Origin of the sequence: Bradyrhizobium vignae (genome assembly GCF_900324035.1) — a bacterium.
Lineage (GTDB): Bacteria > Pseudomonadota > Alphaproteobacteria > Rhizobiales > Xanthobacteraceae > Bradyrhizobium > Bradyrhizobium vignae.
Map to the genome: position 1 here is coordinate 3,189,804 of NZ_LS398110.1, position 17,818 is coordinate 3,207,621.

The following is a 17,818-nucleotide window of genomic DNA, read 5'->3' on the forward strand; positions in this document are numbered from 1 at the left end:
CGATGCCGAAACCCCTGGTCAGGTCAGGCGCGGTGATCGACGGTTACACGATCGGCGAATGCGTGCATGCCGGCGGCATGGCGACGCTGTGGACCGTCACCCATCCCGGCATCGACGTGCCCTTGCTGATGAAGATCCCGCGGGTGTCTGAGGGCGAGGACCCCGCCGCGATCGTCTCCTTCGAGATGGAGATGATGATTCTGCCGCGGCTCGCCGGGCCACATGTGCCTGCGTGTTTCGGCACCGGCGATTTCGCGCACCAGGCCTATGTCGTGATCGAGCGCATCTCCGGGACCACGCTCTACAAGCGGCTGCCCGACCTGCCGCTGCCGTATGACGAGGCGCGGCAGCTCGTTGCGAAGATCGCGACCGCGCTCGCCGACCTGCACCGGCAGAACGTGATCCATCACGACATCAAGCCGAGCAGCATCATGTTCCGCGAGAGCGGCGAGGCGGTGCTGATCGACTACGGCCTCTCGCATCATAACCATCTGCCTGATCTGTTGCAGGAGGAGTTCCGCCTGCCTTACGGCACCGCGCCCTATATGGCGCCTGAGCGGCTGCTCGGGGTGCGCGACGACCCGCGCAGCGACCTGTTCTCGCTCGGCGTGCTGCTCTATTTCTTCACCACGGGCGAGCGTCCGTTCGGTGAGGGCGAGACCTTGCGCGCGATGCGGCGCCGGCTGTGGCGCGATCCGCATCCGCCGCGCGCGCTTCGCGCCGACTATCCGCCCTGGCTCCAGGAAGTCGTGCTGCGCTGTCTGGAGATCGAGCCGGTGTGGCGCTATCCGACGGCATCCCAACTCGCTTTCGATCTCGCCCATCCGGACCAGGTCAAGCTCACCGCGCGCGCGGAGCGGCTGAACCGTGACCCCTTAGGCGTTGTGTGGCGGCGCCGCTTCAATCAGGGCGTCATGCAGCCGCGTGCGAAATCGGACGTCGCGGCGCAGATCGCGTCGAGCCCAATCCTCGCCGTGGCGCTCGATACGGTGGAAGGCACACCGGAGCTGAACGAGGCTCTGCGCGTGACGACCGAGCGCATTCTCGCCACGCTGCCCTCGGCGCGGCTTGCCTGCCTCAACGTGCTCAAGCTGAACCGCATCGCGATCGATCGGACGCTCGACGAGCAGGGCTCCAACAAGCATATCGACCGCCTGGTCGCGCTCCGGCATTGGGCGACGCCGCTCAAGCTGGACGAGAGCCGGCTGTCGGTTCATGTGCTGGAAGCCATCGATCCCGCCGCCGCGATCCTGGAGTTCGCCGAGGCGAACCAGGTCGACCACGTCATCATCGGCGCGCGGCAGAGCTCGTTCAGGCGCACGCTGCTCGGCAGCGTCTCCGCCAAGGTGGCCTCGGAGGCGACCTGCACCGTCACCGTGGTGCGGCCGCCGCGGATGGCTGGGGACGCTGGCGGGTCAGAAATGGCGGGTTAGGCCGTCTGACGTCCTGCGCGTGGATCAGGCCGCTTGCTTGCGGCGGATTGGCCAGGAGAATTGCGGGCCGGGATCGCCGTGATCCGCGCTGCCAAAATACTGGATGATCTCGCGGCAGGGCTCGCAACTGAACAGGGTGTGCGACGCGGACCCCTTGGTCATTTCCTTCAGGCAGTTCGGGCAATGCGGTTTCATGGGACGGTCCGGGAAAAAGGATTCTGAGTGTCGGCCTGCGTGGCGAGGTCGGCCGAAGAAATAAAATCGAGGCTGGGATGCGGGCGGCGTGGAATGCGGCACCTGCGCTTCGGCTAACGCTTCACAGGTGCAAGCTGCATGGCATCATCCCCGGCGGCGATGAAGGTGGATGATGCGGGCAAAGGATGCGGCCTTTACCGGTCGCGCCACGTAGAGGCTGCGAGCTGCAATCGCTGCATTGAACCCGAACCACAACGCTACGGCAGTCCAAATCAGGGTCGTCGTCATGATGTGCTCCCGTCAAAAGCAGGCAGGATCACTTGCGATGATTTGCGCGAATCAGTGAAGTCCGGATGAGTACGGATCAGGATTGCAATTTTAACCTTTGCGCGCTGCAGCACCCGCAAATGCCACGGGTCATCTGCATCCGCTGTGTCGCTCGATCCAGATCAAATCGCTTCGCCGCGGGCCCCCAGCGCCGCGTTGCGGATCGCGGCGATGTTGGTCTTGTAGGATTCCAGCGTGCCGCCCCTGAACACCGAAGTGCCGGCGACGAAGGCGTTGGCGCCGGCCGCGGCGAGCGCGCCCGCAACATCGGGGCCGACGCCGCCGTCGACCTCGATGTCGATCGGACGGCCCGCCGTCATCGCGCGGATGTCGCGGATCTTGCCGATCGCAGAGGGGATGAAGGCCTGGCCACCGAAGCCGGGATTGACCGACATGACCAGCACGAGGTCGACGAGGTCAAGGACGTATTCGAGCGCGCTGATCGGCGTTGCCGGATTGAGCGAGACGCCGGCCTTCTTGCCGAGCGCGCGGATGGCCTGGAGCGAACGGTGCAGGTGGGGACCTGCCTCGGCATGTACGGTGATGTGGTCGCAGCCGGCTTTCGCGAAGGCCTCGAGATAGGGATCGCAGGGCGAGATCATCAGATGCGCGTCGAAGATCTTCTTGGTGTGCGGGCGCATCGCCTTGATGACGTCGGGACCATAGGAGATGTTGGGAACGAAATGCCCGTCCATCACGTCGAGATGGATCCAGTCGGCGCCGGCGGCGTCGACCGCGCGGACCTCCTCGCCGAGCTTCGAAAAGTCCGAGGCCAGGATCGAGGGCGCGATGGCCAGGGGGCGGGGGGCGAAGGCTTGGGTCATGGCGCGTTTTCCCGTGGCGGACGGACGACGAATGGCCTCGCCTAACATGGGCCTCCGTGGCGGGCAATGCAGGAGGGGCGGGCTTCCTGTGGGCGGAAATTTCTGCCGCCGGCGGCATGAATTGCCGACGTTCCCACGGCCTGCAAAGCGTGGTGAATGCGGATTTCATTGAACTTTTCGCGCTGGCACGTCGCTTGCTGATCTGACCTGACAGAACATTGGCCGCGGCATGCCGCATCGGTTGGAGTTGTGCAATGTTGTTCGCCCTTGGTGCCGTATCGAGCGCGCTCGATGCGATCCAGTCGCTGACCAACGCGAAATCGTCGTCGACGCAGAAGACGGGATCTTCGCAGAGCGCGCCGCTCAACCCGTTCGCGATCGACAGCGGCAGCAGCACGACGGGCGGGGCGAGTTCGTCGGTCAATGCGGGCAAATATCCGCAGATCTCGCCGGAGACGATGAACGCGTTGTTTGCTGCGCAGAGCCAGTCGGCGGACAGCTCGGTCTCGTCGAATTCGGCACCCTCGGCGTCGAACGGCCGGGATGCCGCGCTGAAGCACCTGTTCTCGCAAATCGATACCGACGGCGACGGCAGCATCACCAAGTCGGAATTCGAGGATGCGCTCGGCGCCGGCGGCACCAATCTGGCGCAGGCCGATGACGTGTTCTCGAAGCTGGATTCGAATGCGGACGGCAGCGTCAGTCTGGATGAGATGTCGAAGGCGCTGAAGAGCGGTCATCGCGGTCACCACGCCCATGGCGCGGGCGACGCCTCCGGCAGCGGCTCGGATTCCTCGTCGTCGAGCGGCGGATCGACCTCGACCACGACGACCAACGCCGACGGCTCGACCACCACCACCGTCACCTATGCCGACGGCTTCAAGATGTCGACCACGGTGCCGGGCGCCTCCAGCAGCTCGAAGGCGAACGGCGGCGGCAATTCGCCTTATGACTGGTTCGGGCAGATGATGCAGCGCCAGGCGCAGGCCGCCTCCGCGACCGCGTCCTCTTCGACGTCGATGAGCGTGTGAACGAAGAGCGCTCTCCCTCGGCAAATGACGCTGTCATGCCCCGGCTTGACCAGGCTTGACCGGGGCATCCAGTACGCCGCGGCCTTCCGGTTCAATCACAACCGTCTCTGGAATCGCCCGGTCGCCGGGCGATGACACCCGATGTGGGGCGCTAGCCGAACCTGTCCCTCCACGCCGGCTGCGCACCGGGGAACGGCAACGCCGTCGCGCTGTAGACACCGCGGGCGATGGCGCGTGCGACCACATTGGCTGCGATCGTGCCGAGCTCGGTGAGGCCGGCCAGCGGTTCGATCGGCTTTTCGCACGTGGCGGCGGCAAACAGCACGTCACCGTCGGTCGGCGCATGCACCGGATAGATCGCGCGGGCAAAGCCGGTGTGCGCGATCATTGCCAGCCGCTTGGCCTGGGGTTTGGTCAGCACCGCGTCGGTGACGACGGCGCCGATGGTGGTGTTTTCGCGCGCGGTCGCCGCGGGACCGCCCTTGATGCGCATGCGCAGCATGTCGTCGGTGAACTTGTCCGGCAGGCCGCGTCCGCCGAATTCGCCGCCCACCTCGAACGGTGCCGCCCAGAACCACGGCCCGTCGCCGACGGTGACAGTGCCGACCGCGTTGACGGCGACGATCGCCGCGACCTTCACGCCGTCAGGCGTCACGGCCGAGGCCGAGCCGAGCCCGCCCTTGAACGTTGCCGTGGTGGCGCCGAAGCCGGCGCCGACGCTGCCGAGCGCGAAGTCCGCGCTGGTGGCGGTGGCCGCCGCGGCGTAGCCGAGGTCGCGATAGGGCGAGAAGCGTCCCCAGGCCTTGTCACCGGCATTGAGCAGGTCGAACAGGATCGCCCCCGGCACGATCGGGATCAGCGCTTCGCGAACCCTGAAGCCGCGGCCCTGCTCGGCGAGCCATGCCTGTACGCCGCCGCCAGTATCGAGGCCAAAGGCGGAGCCGCCCGACAGCGCGATCGCGTCGACGCGCTCGACCGTGTTGGCGAGATCGAGCAGCGCATCCTCGCGTGTGCCGGGGCCGCCGCCGCGAACGTCGATCGCGGCGATCGCGGGAGAATCGAAGATGATCGCGGTCGCGCCGGAAGCGACTTTCGCATCTTCGGCATGGCCGACCCGGACGCCGGCGATATCGGTGAGAAGGTTCTTCAAGGCGACCCTCGTCGTTGAGAGCAATTCGCGATCTGCGATAGCGCAGCGATGCCGCAGGCTCAACTGGCGAGCGCGGTCCTCAGCATCTTGGCCAGCTCGGACTTGCGGTACGGTTTTGCCAATAGCAGCACGCCGGAATCCAGCCGGCCGTGATGGACGATGGCGTTTTCGGTGTAGCCCGAGGTGAACAACGTCTTCAGGTCGGGGCGGCGCCGGGCCGCTTCGTCAGCAAGCTGGCGGCCGTTCATGTTGCCGGGCATGATGACGTCGGTGAAGAGCAGGTCGATGGTCTCGTCGCTGTCGATGATCTTGAGCGCCTCGGCGCCGTTGGCGGCCTCGAGCGCGGTATAGCCGAGGCTCTTGACCTGCGTCAAGACATACTGCCGCACCAGCGCGTCGTCCTCGACGATCAGGATCTTCTCATTGCCGCCGGTGATGGGCGCGTTCTGGAGCGCCTCGAACTCGGTCTCCTGCACTCCGGTCGAGCGCGGCAGGTAGATCTTCACGCTCGTGCCGTGCCCTTCCTCGCTGTAGATCTTGATGTGGCCGCCCGACTGCTTGACGAAGCCGAACACCATGCTGAGGCCGAGGCCAGTGCCCTTACCGACCTCCTTGGTGGTGAAGAAGGGATCAAAGACCCGGTCGATCAGCTCCGCAGGGATTCCGCTGCCGGTATCGCTGACCGCGATCATCACGTAATTGCCGGCCACGACATCGAGATTCATGCTGGCATAGCCGTCGTCGAGGAAGATGTTGCGGGTCTCCAGCACCAGGGTGCCGCCGTCCGGCATGGCGTCGCGCGCATTCAGCGCGAGATTGAGGATCGCGGTGGACAGCTGGCCCGGATCGACCAGCGTCGGCCAGGCATCCTCGGTGAGCTGCGGCATGATGGCGATCTGCTCGCCGAGGGTGGGATGCAGCAGCTTGGCGGCTTCGAGCACCAGCGCGTTGACGTCGATCTCGCGCGGCTGCAGCGGCTGCTTGCGCGCGAAGGCGAGCAGGTGCTTGGTCAGCTGCGCGCCGCGCTCGGCGGCATCGTCGATCAGCTTGGTGATGGCGGCAAGCTCGGGCCGGTCGGCGACCGCGTCGCTGAGAATGCCGATCGTGCCCGTGATGACGGTCAGCACGTTGTTGAAGTCGTGGGCGACGCCGCCGGTCAACTGGCCGATGGAGTCCATCTTCTGGACCTGCCGGAGCTGCGCTTCGGCGGCCTGCTTGTCGGTGAGGTCACGGCCGATGAAGTAGTGGCGCTTCACCGGCTCCGACCAGGTGCCCATCCAGTTCAGCGTGACCTCGTGACCATCGTAGTGGTAGTAGCGCGCCTCGAAACTGCGCTTGACCGCGCCACGACGGGCTGCGCGCATCTCGTTCCGGGTCTTCTCGAGATCGTCGGGGTGGATGAACTCGGTCGCGCTGTGCCCGACCATGTCCTCGGGGCTGTAGCCGAGGATGTTCTTCACGCTCGGGCTGACCTGGACGAAATTGCCATAGCCGTCGGTGACCAGGATCAGGTCCTGCGATGTCTCGAAGATGCGCTGGCGCTCTTCGGTTTCGCGGCGCAGCTTCTCTCTCGCCTGTTTCTCTTCGGTGATGTCATGGGCGATCTTGGAGACGCCGATGATCTCTCCCGTGTCGGTCCGCAGCGGTGAAATGTTCAGAACGACGTCGAGCGGGCGGCCGTCTTTCCGGAGACGAACCGTCTCGTGCTGGGCGATCGATTCGTTGCTGGCGACCCGGTTGAGAATGCTCCTGACTTCGCTCTTGCGATCCGGCGGCACGATGATGTCGATCGGCTTGCCGACCGCCTCCGCTGCGGAATAGCCGAACAGATGTTCGGCGGCCTTGTTCCAGCCGGTGATGATACCGTCGAGCGTTTTCGTGATGATGGCGTCATTGGACGACTCGACCACTGCGCCGTACAGCGCGAGGCGCTTGCCGTAGTAATCGCGTTCCGAGGCCGATTGCTGGCGCAGCCTCCCGACGAGGCCGACCGTATGCGCCTGAAGGCGGACGTTCTCGATGAGAAGCACCGCGAGCACCAAGGTCGCCGCGGCGAGGCCGTAGAGCCGGCCGGCGTAGAAGCCGAGATCGAAGCGCGCGACGTTGACGATCGCCGACAGCGCGATGTCGAACAGCCAGGCGCACATGACCACCATGAGCCAGACGTCGATCACCGTATGCGGCCTGCGGAACCAGAGCGAGACCAGCGCGGCGAAGCTGAGCGACCACACGAAGGACACGACCCCAATCATGGTCGCCGTGTAGTGACCGTCGCGCAACAGGACCGGCAACAGATCGTGCTGTGCAGTCACGATCCAGGCGAAGACGGCGATCGCGGCGATGACGCCGAGCACGCTGGCTGAAATCGCACTGCTTGCCGGACCGCGAATCTGCGGACCACCGTCCTTGTCCTTCAGCCAGGCGTAACCCATCACGCACAACGGAAAACCGGCATGCCAGATCATGTAGAGCCAGACCGTGGTCTGCCGGCCCGCGCCAAAGAGCCCGCTTGGTGCGAACAGTCCGGGGAAGGTGAGGGCGTGAACCAGGGCGGCAGCGGCGGTGAAGAGATAGCCGGTCGCGAGCCACAGCAGTGCGCGGGTCCGCATGACCGCAAATTGCGACAGCAGCAGCACTGCCGTGACGATGTCGCTTACGGCAAGCGCCGATTGATAACTCGCGACGAAGGCCGGGACCGGCTGCAGCGGGGTACCGGCGAACGGCGCGGCCGCTGCGAACAGGAGGGAGGACACGCCGACAATCGTCAATGCTGCGCTGCGGTCGGTCGAAGTGGCCGGCAGGGTCGAAAGAAATGTGCTTCGGTCGATCGTCGCAGGCACGTCCACCTCTCGCGGGTCCGTCTTGAGCAGGGTCTTGAGCATCTCCGCTGGTCTCATTCGGTCGGCAGTTCCGTCATGGTAGCGGGTTCTGGACGCAGCTTGTGAAGGAACCCGGTTACGACTCAACCAAAGGTTACAGCTTACTTAATTTCGGTGGGAACACGGAATTAGGGCAGGTAAGACGCGCTTTACTGGGACGGTGCCATAATGCCACTCTGCCGCGGCGGGTTCCAGGCTGGATCAGGCGATTTGATCAACATCGGGAGTTGTTCCCAATGCCTCGCGTCCTCATCATCGATGACCAGAAGGGCGTCCGCACGATGATGGCGATGGTGCTTCGGGTCAATCGTTTCGAGGTCGAGGAGGCCGAGAGCGGCGCAGCCGGACTGAAGGCCTTCGCGGAAAGCTCCTTCGACGCGGCGATCGTCGACATCTTCCTCGGCGACGCCAGCGGCGTCGACGTCATTGCGACCCTGCGCGAGCGCGCCCCGGCGCTCCCCGTCATTGCGGTGTCCGGGATGACGGCGCTCGATTTCATGGACCAATCGCCCCTCCTCGCCAACGTAGTCTGCCTGCAAAAGCCGTTTCGGCCGAACGATCTCCTGCAAGCATTGCGGAAGGCCCAGGCCGCGGCCGGCGAGCTGCCCGCAGTCGTCTGATCCCTGCCGCAAGAAGAAACGCCCCGGGGTAAGCCCGGGGCGCGGTGATGATTGAGGGGATTGAGGTCCAGGCCAGCGGCTAGGTGCCGCTGCCCGCGATCTCGGCGTAGCCGCCCTTGGCGTCCCACTTGTAGACGACGTAGTCGATCTGCTTGATGTCGCCCTTGGCGTCATACTCGATCGGGCCGATCACGGTGTCCCACTTGCCGGCCTTCATCGCCGCCATGACCTTCTTGGCGTCGGTGGTGCCCGCCTTCTTGGCCGCCTGCGACCACACCTGCATCGCTGCGTAGGTGTAGAGCGTGTAGCCCTCGGGATCGATGCCCTTCGCCTTGAAAGCCTCGACGATCTTCTTCGCGGTCGGCTTGTTGCGCGGGTCGGGGCCGAAGGTGAACAGCGTGCCCTCGCCGGCAGGGCCGGTGATGGAGGCGTACTCCTTGTCGGCCAGTGCGTCGCCCGCCATCAGCACGGTCTTGAGGCCCTGGTCGCGCATCTGGCGCAGGATCAGGCCGCTCTCCTGATGATAGCCGCCGACATAGACGAGGTCGATGTTGTCGCGCTTCAGGCGCGAGACGATCGCGTTGAAGTCCTTGTCGCCCTTGTTGTAGGACTCGTACATCTTCTCGGTGATGCCGGCCTTGTTGAGTGCCTTCTTGGTCTCGTCGGCAAGACCCTTGCCGTAGGTGGTCTTGTCGTTGAGGATGGCGATGTTCTTGCCCTTGAAGTTCTTGGCGATGTACTGCGCGGCGATCAGGCCCTGCTGATCGTCACGGCCGCAGACGCGAGCCACGTTCCAGAGCTTGCGCTCGGTGAACAGCGGGTTGGTCGAGGCCGGCGTGATCTGGAGCACGTTGCCGTCGGCATAGGCTTCCGAGGCCGGGATCGACGATGACGAGCAGTAGTGCCCGGCCACGAACGGGATTTTCGCGCCGGCGATCTTTTCGGCGATCGAGCGCGCCTGCTTGGGGTCGCAAGCGTCGTCTTCGATGGAGAGCGCGAGCTTCTTGCCGTTGAGGCCGCCGGCGGCATTGATATCGGCCACGGCCATCTCGGCGCCGTTCTTCATCTGGCGGCCGAAGGCGGACTCGCCGCCCGTCATCGGGCCTGCGACTGCGACGGTGACATCCTGCGCGAATGCCGCGCTCGACAGCGCGATCGATGCGCCGAATGCCAGACCGATGAGCTTCAGTGATTTCATGAGATACCTCGCGGGTGGTCGCCTGTGGAAGTTGCCGGGAATGCCCGGTTCAAACCGCCGCCATTCTTGAATGAATCCGAGGAGAAGTCACCGGCAAAATACGGGCATTGGCGGAGATATCTCGCCACATTGCGCCGCAGATGGCCGGACTCAGCCGTGCCGGCCGCCTTCCAGATAGGCGGCGCGAATCTCGGGGCGCTGCAGCAGCTCGGCGCCGGTCCCCGCCAGCGTGATCAGGCCATTGACCATGACATAGCCGCGATGGGCGAGCTTGAGCGCATGGTTGGCGTTCTGCTCGACGATCAGGACGGTCAGGCCGTCCTGCCGGTTCAGGGTGCGGATCGCATCGAAAATCTGGCGTGCGATCAGCGGTGCCAGCCCGAGCGAGGGTTCGTCGAGCAGGAGCAGGCGGGGGCGGCTCATCAGCGCGCGGCCGATTGCCAGCATCTGCTGCTCGCCGCCGGACAGGGTTCCACCGCGCTGGGCATAGCGTTCCTTCAGCCGCGGAAACAGCGTGAACACGCGTTGCAGCATCGCCTCGCGTTCGGCATCGCTGCATTCGGTGGAGTCCGCCCCCATCTGAAGGTTCTCCGCAACGCTCATGCGCGGGAAGATGCGGCGGCCTTCCGGCGATTGCGCGATGCGCAAATGCGCAATCTCGTGGGTAGGCACGTCGGTGATGTCGCGGCCTTCGAAGAGGATCTGGCCGGCGCGGGCGCGCGGCTTGCCGAAGATCGTCATCATCAGCGTCGACTTGCCGGCGCCGTTGGCGCCAATCAGGGCTACGATCTCGCCGGCATTGATCTCGACATCGACGCCCTTCAGCGCCTCGATCTTGCCGTAGGCGGCGCGAAGGCCCCGGATCGCGAGCAGGGGAGTGGGCGCCGATGTCACGTCCCACTCTCCATCACGGCTACGGCCTCTTCCTCGTCGGCGCCGAGATAGGCGGCGATCACCTTGGGATCGTCGCGGACCTCGCGCGGCGTGCCTTCCGCGATCTTCACGCCATGGTCCATCACCACGATGTGGTCGGAGATCTCCATCACCACCGACATGTCGTGCTCGATCAGCAGGATCGAGGTGCCGAGCTCGTTCCGGATCGAGAGCAGGAGCTCGCTCAAGGCCGCGCTCTCGCGCGCATTGAGGCCGGCTGCGGGTTCGTCCAGGCACAACAGGGCGGGCTCGGTGCACATTGCGCGCGCGATTTCCAACCGGCGCTGGTCGCCATAGGCGAAATTGCCGGCGGCGTCGTCGGCGCGGTCGAGCAGGTTGACCCGCCTGAGCCAGTCGGTGGCGAGATCGATCGCGCGCTTTTCGGCGTCGCGGTAGCCGGGGGCGCCGACAAGGCCGAGCAAGGTGAAGCCGGAGGCGCGCATCAGCGCGTTGTGCTGCGCCACCATCAGGTTCTCCAGCGCGGTCATGCCGGGAAACAGGCGGATGTTCTGGAACGTGCGCGCCACCTTGGCCTGCTTGGCGATGCGGAAATCGTTCAGCCGCTCCAGCGCGATCACTCTGCCGTCGTCATGGGCGAGGCGAATGGCGCCGCCGCTCGGCTTGTAAAAACCGGTGATGCAGTTGAAGACCGTGGTCTTGCCGGCGCCGTTCGGCCCGATCAGGGCGGTGATCTTCTTCCGCTCGGCGTCGAAGGAGAGGTCCTGCACGGCGACGATGCCGCCGAAGCGCATGGTGAGCCGGTCGACGGTGAGAATCTTGTCGCCGCTCATCCGTGCCCTTCCTTGACGAGGTCGGAGGAGATCGCCTGCGCCTTGGTCAGAAACACCGTCGGCGCGCGATGGCCGATCAGGCCGCGCGGCCGCCAGATCATGATCAGCACCATCGCCATGCCGAACACGAGCATGCGATAGGTCTCGAGGCCGCGGAACAGCTCGAAGCCGCCGATCATGGCGAGCGCGGCAAGTGCGACGCCGAGCTGCGAGCCCATGCCGCCGAGAACGACGATCGCGAGCACCAGCGCCGATTCCTGGAAAGTGAAGGATTCCGGGCTGATGAAGCCCTGGCGGGTGGCGAAGAACGCACCGGCGAAGCCGCCGAACATGGCGCCGGTCGCGAACGCCGTGAGCTTGGTGGTCGTGGTGTTGATGCCGAGCGCGCGGCAGGCGACCTCGTCCTCGCGCAAGGCCTCCCATGCCCGCCCGATCGGCAGGCGGCGCAGGCGGATCGTCACCCAGTTGGTGAGGAGCGCAAGCGCCAGGATCAGGTAGAACAGGAAGACGATGCGGTGGGTCGGCGAGTACTCGATGCCGAGCCTGGCGGCAAACCCTTCATCGCTGTTGTCGAGCGGGATGCCGAAGAAGGTGGGGCGGGGAATGCCGGAGACGCCGTTCGGGCCGCCGGTGAGCTCCTGCCAGTTGATGATGACGAGGCGGATGATCTCGCCGAAGGCGAGCGTCACGATGGCGAGATAGTCGCCGCGCAGGCGCAGCACGGGGAAGCCGAGCAGCACGCCCCAGAACGCGGCGAGGATGCCGGCGAGCGGCAGGCAGATCCAGAACGACCAGCCGAAATTGGTGGCGAGCAGTCCGTAGGAATAGGCACCGACCGCATAAAAGGCGACGTAGCCGAGATCGAGCAGGCCGGCGAGCCCGACCACGACGTTCAAGCCCCAGCCCAGCATCACATAGGTGAGCACGAGGATCGCGAGATCGAGGATGTAGCGCTGGTCATAGAAGATCACGGGCACCAGCAGCGTGAAGATCAGTAGCGCCGGCGTGAGATAGCGGCCGATCAAGGACATGCCGCTCTGCAGTGCTGGCGGCACCAGCTTCTCGGCGCCAGTCGGACCGATCCATTGCCGCAGCAGCTCGATCACGATCGAGCCGCCGAACACGATCGCGACCAGGGAGGCGAGCTCGCCGAATCGGGTCCAGTAGGTGAGCTGGCCGGAGGAGCCTGCCTCGGTGCGGATGCCGACCATCAGCGAGAACAGCACCAGCGCGACGAGGGCGTTGATGAAGGCGGTTTTGAGGAGGGCGAGGATGCCCGTTGCAGGTTTGGCCGTATTGGTCGAGGGAGCTGTCACGCGGCCGGTCCGTCAGACTTTTTCGACTTCGGGACGGCCGAGCAGGCCGGTCGGCATGAAGATCAGCACGACGATCAGGATCGAGAACGCCGCGACGTCCTTGTATTCGACCGAGAAATAGGCCGACCAGAACGTCTCGATCAGGCCGATCGCGAGCCCCCCGAGCATGGCCCCCGGCAGCGAGCCGATGCCGCCGAGCACGGCCGCGGTGAAGGCCTTGATGCCGGCGACGAAGCCCATGAAGAAATCGACAAGGCCGTAATAGAGCAGGTACATCAGGCCCGCGACCGCAGCGAGGGCGGCGCCGATCACGAAAGTCATGGAGATGGTGCGGTCGACGTCGACGCCGAGCAGCGCCGCCATTGTCTGGTCCTGCTCGCAGGCGCGCATGTCGCGCCCGAGCCGGGTGCGCGAGACCAGCCAATTGAAGATCACCAGCAGCACGATGGTGGTGATGACCACCATGATCTGGATGTTGGAGAGCTGGATCACGAACCCATCCGGGCTCTCATGCAATGTGTAGCCGCCGGTGATGAAGGGCGGGATCGGCTTGACGCGGGCGCCTTGCGCAACTTGCGAATAATTGGTCAGAACGAACGACATGCCGATCGCCGACAGCATCGGGGCGAGGCGGAAGGAATGACGCAGCGGCCGGTATGCGATGCGCTCGATGGTCCAGCCATAGAGTGCCGTGATCGCCATCGACACTAGCAGCACGACGAGCAGGATCACGGGAATGGCCGTGAGGCCGAGCGAGATCAGGATCAGGAAGGTGATGAGGGCGATGAAGCCGCCGATCATGAAGATGTCGCCATGGGCGAAGTTGATCATGCCGACGATGCCGTAGACCATCGTGTAGCCGATCGCGATCAGGCCGTAGATCGAGCCGAGCACGAGGCCATTGATGAGCTGCTGGGCGAAATAATCCATAAGCTGCCGTTACCCAAACTTGTCGCGGCTCAAAGGGAGCTCTTGCAGAGTTCTTGGGCCCCGGCAGCCCTTGAGCGTTCTTCCCGTTTTGTAACAGGAGGGAACTGGCGGCCGCAACTGGCCAAGTCTCGGTACAAAGGCTTGTACAGAGATCATTTTGCTCGGGTTCCGGACGTGAACGGAACCGGTTCCGGGGCAACCAAAGTGAGTGCTGGCCGTTATCTTGCCCTGACGTCCAACAAGGGAGTTTCCCCGAATGACGAAGCAGCAGAACCAGAATCCGGGTCAGCAGAGTCAGAACCCCGGGCAGCGCAACCCGCAACCGCAGCAGGGTGGCGGCCACAAACCCGGACAGCAGCAGCAGGATCCGATGCGCCAGGGCGATCGTCCCGGCCAGCAGCAGGGCGGCCAGCGCGGTCAGGAATAACGAGCCTGGGAGCCCAGGCGTGAAGGAGGCCCTGCCGAGAGGCGGGGCCTTTTTTGCGCCTTACTCCGTCATTCCGGGGCTCGAAGAGCCGAACCCGGAATCTCGAGATTCCAAGGTGCGCAACTGCGCACCATAGTTCAATGCTGCGCATTGCCCCGGAATGAGGGAGGCCGTGGAGGGCAGTTAAGGTAAACAAAGGGTTTAAATTGCCGCCACAGTCCGATGCGAGTTAGCTCCGGCAAAGCCGCTGCCTTCCGTCGAAGGCCTCGGCAAACCAAGCGGGAAGCGGCATGTTCAGGAATTGGCGGATCGGTTCGGTCAACGGCGCGCTGCTGGCGGTTTATTTCATCCCGGCCTGGGCCCTGGTCGCCTTCAACATCTTCGTTGCACCGGTGCACGGCCTCTACGAGCGGCCGAGCGTCGCCGTGGCGCTCTTCCTGAGCGACCATCTGCAGATGGCGGGGATGGATACGGTGCGTGCCGCCTGGCTGTTGGCGCTCGGACGGCTGACGGTGGTGGCGTTTTTCGCGATCCACCTCGCGCAGCTCTGCGTCGCCCGAACCCGCAAGAACGGCGGCAGCGACGAGGCGCTCGGCATTGCGCTGGCGATCGGCAGCCTGATCTCGTTCGCCAGCATGGTGATGGCCTCGAAGGTCGGCGAGATGGCCGCGCTCCGGCTGCACGCGACCGAGCTGCTGCTTTTGCTCGGTGCCGCCATCGTGGTGGTGATCGAGAAGCCGGCGGCCGCGCCCAAGACGGCAGAGATTGCCGCACCGCTAGGTCTTGAGCAGGCCGAGCTCCTGCACAATCGCTGAGGCTTCCTTGACGGCGTGGTTCACCGCCGGCACGCCGCAATAAATCGCCTGCTGGAGCAGGATCTCCTTGATATCGTCGGGCGTGAAGCCGCCCTCGGCGAGCGCCGCACGCACGTGCAGACGGAATTCGTCCCATTGTCCGAGCGCGACCATGGTGCCGATCACCAGCACCCGTCGCGTGCGCTCGTCGAAATGCGGCCGGGTCCAGATCTCGCCCCAGGCATAGCGCGTGATCAGGTCCTGGAAATCGGTGTTGAAGGCATTGCGGTTCGCGATCGACTTGTCGACCCAGGCATTGCCCAGCACTTTGCGGCGCACGTTCATGCCGGCATCGCGGCGCTTCTGGTCGTCCATGGCGTCCTCCTTTTTCGTCATTGCGAGCGCAGCGAAGATTCCATGGGGAGTGGATAGCGACCAGGTCTGAGGCCAGACTGAGGGTTGCTGAATCCATTCAACCTGGAGACGACGATGTTGCTCGATCATCCTTCCGACGGACTGGCCGCTATCCGCACGCAGTTTGGCGCAATTTTTGTGTCATTGGAACTGAGCCGTTCGACATGGCTGGTCACTTCGCTGTCGCCCTGCAAGGGCGAGAAGATGTCCAAACGCAGCATGAAGGCCGGCGACCTTTCGGAACTGTTGAAGCTGTTTGCGGAGCTGAAGCGCAAGGCGCAGGCGCGAACGGGTGAGAGCTATCCGATCATCACGATCCAGGAGGCGGGGCTGGACGGGTTCTGGCTTCACCGCGCCCTGCAGCAGGAAGGCATCGAGAGCCACGTAGTCGATCCGGCCTCGATTGCGACGCCGCGCCGGCGCCGGCGGGCCAAGACGGACCGGCTGGATGGCGAGACGCTGTTGCGGACGCTGCTGGCCTACAAGCGCGGCGAGGTACGGGTCTGCGCCATGGTCGTTGCGCCCTCTCCGGCAGAGGAGGACCGCCGTAGGCTGTGCCGCGAGCGAGAGACCTTGATCGCGGAGCGGATCGAGCATGTGAACCGGATCAAGGGTCTTCTGTTCGCGCAAGGGATCTTCGACTACGCGCCGCTGCGGCGAGACCGGCGGAAGCGGCTGGAGGCCTTGCGGACGGGCGACGGGCGCGCCTTGCTGGCGCATCTGAAGGCGCAGATCAGCCGCGAACTCGACCGGCTCGAACTGCTGCTCGACCAGATCACGGCGGTGGAGCGCGAGCAGGATGCGTTGCTGGCCGCGAGCAAGGCGGCGGGGGAGAAGACCGTATCGAACCCGGTGGCAATGCTGCTCGAACTGAAGAGCCTGGGCCCGAACTTCACGGCCGTTCTCTGGTCGGAGGCCTTTTACCGGCAGTTCGCCAACCGCCGCCAGATTGCATCCTATGCCGGCCTTGCAGCCACGCCATGGCGCAGTGGCGGCATCGAGCGCGAGCAAGGCGTGTCGAAGGCTGGCAATCCGCGCCTGAGAACCACGATGATCCAGCTCGCCTGGCTCTGGGTACGCCACCAGCCTCAATCGGCTTTGACCCAGTGGTTCAAGGTGCACAGCCAACGCGGCCGCAAGCGCGCGATCGTGGCGCTCGCGCGCAAGCTGCTCGTGGCCCTCTGGAAGTACGTGACCGCGGGCGTGGTGATCGAGGGAGCCGAGATAAAGGCCGCCGCCTGACACCACGCTCCTCAGCCTCAAAGCCAATCCGCCGAGATTGATCAGCCTCGGCCGATCCGGGTGGACGAACCGATGGATTGCATGGCTTCAAACGCCGTAACGAAGAATGGTCTCGTCCTCTCGAGCCTGCCCGCCGCAAGCGGAATGTTGGTGCAGCCGCCGCCGCGCGGCGACCGAATGTGAGTTTGATCTGGCAAGCAAACCAGATTGCAAAAACCGGCTCGACCCTTGGATCGCCTGACGAAAAGGAGTTATCCGCCCGCTGCCCCGACTGCCAAAGCCTGATGGCGTGCTCGCTCGAGTCAAGGCCAAGTCGCTTCGCGACGGCCCTACGGGCCGACCTTGACTCGATCTGCGCGCGCCATCCTACGTGCTCCACGGTCGGGACGAAGAGCCGGCCTGCAATCGAACAAAAAGCTGAACAAACCGCCTTGACACACCAAATCCCCATGTGAGCAATCCAGTCTGTCACCGCGGAGGGATTTTCTGGATTTGCTTCGCTGCGCTCGCAATGACGGCTGTGGCTAGCGCTGCGTCAAAAAGCCCACCACCGCATCCGTGAATGCGTGCGGCTGCTCGACGTTGGAAATGTGCGCGGCGTCGATGATGGTCATGCTGGCGCCGGGAATGTTCGCGCGGATCAGCTCGGCCGCCGAGATCGGCGTCGCCATGTCGTGGCGGCCGGCGATCACCAGCGTCGGGCTCTTGATCTTCGGCAGCAGCGCGCGCTGGTCGAGCGTTGAAAGGGCCTCGCAGCAGGCGAGATAGCCCTCGACGGGAGAGGCCAGCAGCATCGATTTCATCTTCGCAGTGATCTCAGGCTCGCGCTCGCGGAAGTCCTGGGTGAGCCAGCCAGCGATCACGGCATCGGCCACCGCTGCGATTCCGCCCTTCTTCACGGCGTCGATGCGCTCCAGCCATTTGGTCGGCTCTGCGTAATAGCAGGAGGTGTTGGCGAGGATGAGCTTGCCGAACCTTTCAGGGGCGTTGGCGCCCAGCCATTGCCCGACCATGCCGCCCATCGACAGGCCGCACCAATGCACCTTCGCGATGTTGAGGTCGTCGAGGATCGCGAGCACGTCGCGGCCGAATCGCTCCATCGTGTAGGGGCCGGGCGGAACGTTGGACTTGCCATGGCCGCGGCGATCGTATCGGATGACGCGGAACATCTGCGTGAGTGCCTTCATCTGCGGCTCCCACATCTGCAGCGTGCAGCCGAGCGAGTTGGAGAGCATCAGGGTCGGGCCGCCATCGCGGCCTTCAACGGAGACGTTGAGCAGGCAACCGTCGGCATCGATCATGGGCATGGCATGC

The 17,818-nt window shown here is 64.8% G+C and carries 19 protein-coding genes; 7 read left to right on the plus strand and 12 right to left on the minus strand.

Going from position 1 to position 17,818, the window contains the following annotated elements; translation table 11 throughout:
- Positions 1–2: 2 nt before the first annotated feature.
- Entirely contained in the window at positions 3–1,433 is a 1,431-nt protein-coding gene (locus tag BRAD3257_RS15320) for a serine/threonine protein kinase (RefSeq protein ID WP_122402517.1), read from the plus strand.
- Between the two features lie 24 nt (positions 1,434–1,457).
- Here the strand turns inward: BRAD3257_RS15320 and BRAD3257_RS40300 are convergent, their stop codons facing one another.
- From BRAD3257_RS40300 to rpe, 3 genes are all read right to left on the minus strand, one after another.
- Positions 1,458–1,628: a hypothetical protein gene (locus BRAD3257_RS40300; protein ID WP_164937160.1), complete on the minus strand. Its 171-nt coding sequence runs from the start codon at positions 1,626–1,628 to the stop codon at positions 1,458–1,460.
- Between the two features lie 144 nt (positions 1,629–1,772).
- Positions 1,773–1,916, minus strand: a complete 144-nt coding sequence (locus BRAD3257_RS40305; protein WP_164937161.1) for a hypothetical protein — start codon at positions 1,914–1,916, stop codon at positions 1,773–1,775.
- Positions 1,917–2,077: 161 nt separating this feature from the next.
- Positions 2,078–2,779 (minus strand): ribulose-phosphate 3-epimerase, encoded by a 702-nt coding sequence (rpe, locus tag BRAD3257_RS15325; RefSeq protein WP_100231273.1) that lies wholly within the window; start codon positions 2,777–2,779, stop codon positions 2,078–2,080.
- Between the two features lie 56 nt (positions 2,780–2,835).
- Between rpe and BRAD3257_RS39720 the strand changes: the two genes are divergently transcribed.
- A complete protein-coding gene (locus tag BRAD3257_RS39720) occupies positions 2,836–2,985 on the plus strand; it encodes a hypothetical protein (RefSeq protein ID WP_160118817.1) in 150 nt (49 codons plus the stop codon).
- A 48-nt stretch (positions 2,986–3,033) separates the two neighbouring features.
- The gene (locus BRAD3257_RS15330) at positions 3,034–3,810 is read left to right on the plus strand and encodes an EF-hand domain-containing protein (RefSeq protein ID WP_122402518.1); all 777 of its coding nucleotides are present in this window, start codon (positions 3,034–3,036) and stop codon (positions 3,808–3,810) included.
- Between the two features lie 151 nt (positions 3,811–3,961).
- Here BRAD3257_RS15330 and BRAD3257_RS15335 read toward each other — a convergent pair whose 3' ends face one another.
- Together BRAD3257_RS15335 and BRAD3257_RS15340 are read right to left on the minus strand one after the other, a co-directional pair.
- Entirely contained in the window at positions 3,962–4,960 is a 999-nt protein-coding gene (locus BRAD3257_RS15335; RefSeq protein ID WP_122406582.1) for a P1 family peptidase, read from the minus strand.
- A 59-nt stretch (positions 4,961–5,019) separates the two neighbouring features.
- A complete protein-coding gene (locus tag BRAD3257_RS15340) occupies positions 5,020–7,842 on the minus strand; it encodes a PAS domain S-box protein (protein ID WP_430648825.1) in 2,823 nt (940 codons plus the stop codon).
- 233 nt (positions 7,843–8,075) lie between these two features.
- Between BRAD3257_RS15340 and BRAD3257_RS15345 the strand changes: the two genes are divergently transcribed.
- Entirely contained in the window at positions 8,076–8,459 is a 384-nt protein-coding gene (locus BRAD3257_RS15345; RefSeq protein WP_122402520.1) for a response regulator, read from the plus strand.
- 79 nt (positions 8,460–8,538) lie between these two features.
- Here BRAD3257_RS15345 and BRAD3257_RS15350 read toward each other — a convergent pair whose 3' ends face one another.
- The 5 genes from BRAD3257_RS15350 to BRAD3257_RS15370 all read right to left on the minus strand — a co-directional run bounded on the left by BRAD3257_RS15350 (position 8,539) and on the right by BRAD3257_RS15370 (position 13,627).
- On the minus strand, positions 8,539–9,657 hold the full coding sequence (locus tag BRAD3257_RS15350) for a branched-chain amino acid ABC transporter substrate-binding protein (protein ID WP_122402521.1): 1,119 nt from the start codon (positions 9,655–9,657) through the stop codon (positions 8,539–8,541).
- A gap of 150 nt (positions 9,658–9,807) precedes the next feature.
- Positions 9,808–10,551 carry an ABC transporter ATP-binding protein gene (locus tag BRAD3257_RS15355; protein WP_122402522.1) on the minus strand — a complete coding sequence of 248 codons (744 nt, stop codon included), beginning with the start codon at positions 10,549–10,551 and terminating at the stop codon, positions 9,808–9,810.
- Positions 10,548–11,381, minus strand: coding sequence for an ABC transporter ATP-binding protein (locus tag BRAD3257_RS15360; protein WP_122402523.1), 834 nt, complete (start codon positions 11,379–11,381; stop codon positions 10,548–10,550). Before BRAD3257_RS15360 ends, BRAD3257_RS15355 begins: the two co-directional genes overlap by 4 nt.
- Positions 11,378–12,697 carry a high-affinity branched-chain amino acid ABC transporter permease LivM gene (gene livM, locus BRAD3257_RS15365; protein WP_122402524.1) on the minus strand — a complete coding sequence of 440 codons (1,320 nt, stop codon included), beginning with the start codon at positions 12,695–12,697 and terminating at the stop codon, positions 11,378–11,380. Before livM ends, BRAD3257_RS15360 begins: the two co-directional genes overlap by 4 nt.
- A 12-nt stretch (positions 12,698–12,709) precedes the next feature.
- Positions 12,710–13,627, minus strand: coding sequence for an ABC transporter permease subunit (locus BRAD3257_RS15370; RefSeq protein WP_122402525.1), 918 nt, complete (start codon positions 13,625–13,627; stop codon positions 12,710–12,712).
- 256 nt (positions 13,628–13,883) lie between these two features.
- On the opposite strand from BRAD3257_RS15370, the gene BRAD3257_RS40310 reads away from it, so the two are divergent.
- The gene (locus BRAD3257_RS40310) at positions 13,884–14,054 is read left to right on the plus strand and encodes a hypothetical protein (RefSeq protein ID WP_174221573.1); all 171 of its coding nucleotides are present in this window, start codon (positions 13,884–13,886) and stop codon (positions 14,052–14,054) included.
- A 290-nt stretch (positions 14,055–14,344) separates the two neighbouring features.
- Positions 14,345–14,869, plus strand: coding sequence for a hypothetical protein (locus BRAD3257_RS15380; protein WP_122402526.1), 525 nt, complete (start codon positions 14,345–14,347; stop codon positions 14,867–14,869).
- Here BRAD3257_RS15380 and BRAD3257_RS15385 read toward each other — a convergent pair.
- Complete coding sequence (locus tag BRAD3257_RS15385; protein WP_122406583.1) at positions 14,831–15,223, minus strand: carboxymuconolactone decarboxylase family protein; 393 nt, start codon at positions 15,221–15,223, stop codon at positions 14,831–14,833. The genes BRAD3257_RS15380 and BRAD3257_RS15385 overlap by 39 nt on opposite strands.
- A 114-nt stretch (positions 15,224–15,337) precedes the next feature.
- On the opposite strand from BRAD3257_RS15385, the gene BRAD3257_RS15390 reads away from it, so the two are divergent.
- The gene (locus tag BRAD3257_RS15390; protein ID WP_122406408.1) at positions 15,338–16,504 is read left to right on the plus strand and encodes an IS110 family RNA-guided transposase; all 1,167 of its coding nucleotides are present in this window, start codon (positions 15,338–15,340) and stop codon (positions 16,502–16,504) included.
- 524 nt (positions 16,505–17,028) lie between these two features.
- Here BRAD3257_RS15390 and pcaD read toward each other — a convergent pair.
- The gene (gene pcaD, locus BRAD3257_RS15395) at positions 17,029–17,811 is read right to left on the minus strand and encodes a 3-oxoadipate enol-lactonase (protein WP_122406584.1); all 783 of its coding nucleotides are present in this window, start codon (positions 17,809–17,811) and stop codon (positions 17,029–17,031) included.
- Positions 17,812–17,818 lie beyond the last annotated feature (7 nt).